Annotated in this window: 2 protein-coding genes and 1 pseudogene; all 3 read right to left on the minus strand. The window is 61.4% G+C overall.

From position 1 onward, the window contains the following. Positions 1–57: 57 nt before the first annotated feature. Positions 58–753, minus strand: coding sequence for an NADPH-dependent F420 reductase (locus tag P0D89_RS52995; RefSeq protein ID WP_408371200.1), 696 nt, complete (start codon positions 751–753; stop codon positions 58–60). Between the two features lie 45 nt (positions 754–798). Continuing rightward, positions 799–1,271 (minus strand): annotated as a pseudogene (locus P0D89_RS53000) (SDR family NAD(P)-dependent oxidoreductase). Beyond that, positions 1,187–1,421 (minus strand): hypothetical protein (locus P0D89_RS53005; RefSeq protein ID WP_408379635.1); only part of this gene is annotated, 235 nt, incomplete at its 5' end. The gene P0D89_RS53005 and the pseudogene P0D89_RS53000, both read right to left, overlap by 85 nt.

The raw sequence follows: 1,421 nt of genomic DNA on the forward strand, positions 1-1,421 counted from the left end.
CCTTGGCGGGACACTAACTGCTGGTCGCGCGCGGGCTCGGTTCATCCGGACATCACGTCAGGCCGGACGATCAAACGTGCCAGGACTTGTGTGCGTCGCCTTCCAGCTTTCGGTGCGCTCCTTCGTCGCGCGCGCCAGCGCATCTTTGACGCCGTGTACATCGAAATCGCCCGTATAGACCGGCGAGCCGGGCTGCTGCCTCCACGAGTCAGCAATCGTGCCTGCGTCTACTGGGTCGAAGCCGATCTGATCGACGAGTCTGAACACGACTTCCTTCGCCTTCGGGTTGTCGCCTGCCACGGGCAGCGCGATGCGTCCCGACGTGCCAGCGGGCTTGCCCAGCCCTTCGAGGTGCGCGGCATAGATGTTGTTGAACGCCTTGACGACGGCGTGGCCGATCTGCTCCTCGACCCAGCGGCTTTCGGGCGCGCCCGTCTCGATGCCGTCGATGCGCCCGTCACGTTGACGAGGGTAATAGTTACCCGTATCCACGACGACAGCTGACGGTTTTGCGTTGTCGAACAGACCTTTCGGCAAATTCGTCACCTTGGCTTGCGGAATCGTCACGACGATCACGTCCGCGTCGGCGACGATATCCTGCACGTCGCTTGCCGTCGCGCCCGTCTCCTTCGCAATGTCCCCCAACGATGCCGCTCCGCGCGAGTTCGCGATACGCACGGCATGCCCGTTTTCCACGAAACGGCGCGCGAGCACCTTGCCGATGTTTCCTGCTCCGATGATGCTGATATTCATGATGACCTCCTGAAAATGAACGAGCCGCGCGCTGCACTGGAGCCTTCAGGCGACGGAATAGCCGGTGTCTGCAAGCAGCGCATGACCCGAGACATATGACGAATCGTCGGATGCGAGGAAGGCGACGACCGGCGCCACTTCCTCGGCGGAACCGAAGCGGCCCGCCGGCGTGCTGGCGGCGAACGCATGCTGCGCTTCGACCGACGGCCAGATGCCACGATGATGGAACGGCGTCTCGATCAGCCCCGGACACAGGGCATTGACGCGCACGCCGTGCCTGAACCATTCGATCGATGCCGTCTTCATGATTCCGATCACGGCATGGTTCGTGCCGATATAGAGTGACGCGTTTTCGAAGCCGATCACGCCCCCATCGACGCATTGTTGATAATGCTTCCAAAACCCTGTTTCAGCATGACTTCCGCTTCGTATTTCATGCTGTTGAACACGCCGCGCACGTTCGGTTCGAACACCATGTCAAAGCGTTCTTTGTTCTGTTCGACGAGCGGCGCAAGAATGCCTTCCGTGCCTGCGTTGTTGAACGCGAGCCGAACTGGACGAAGTCGTTGCCGCGATCACTGCGGTGGGCGGCGACGCGACCTCGCTCGTCGTCGATGTGACGAAAGAGGACGACGTTGCCGCGATGGTGAGGCTTGCGGTCGATACTT

The sequence above is a fragment of the Paraburkholderia sp. RL18-085-BIA-A genome (assembly GCF_046027075.1).
GTDB lineage: Bacteria > Pseudomonadota > Gammaproteobacteria > Burkholderiales > Burkholderiaceae > Paraburkholderia.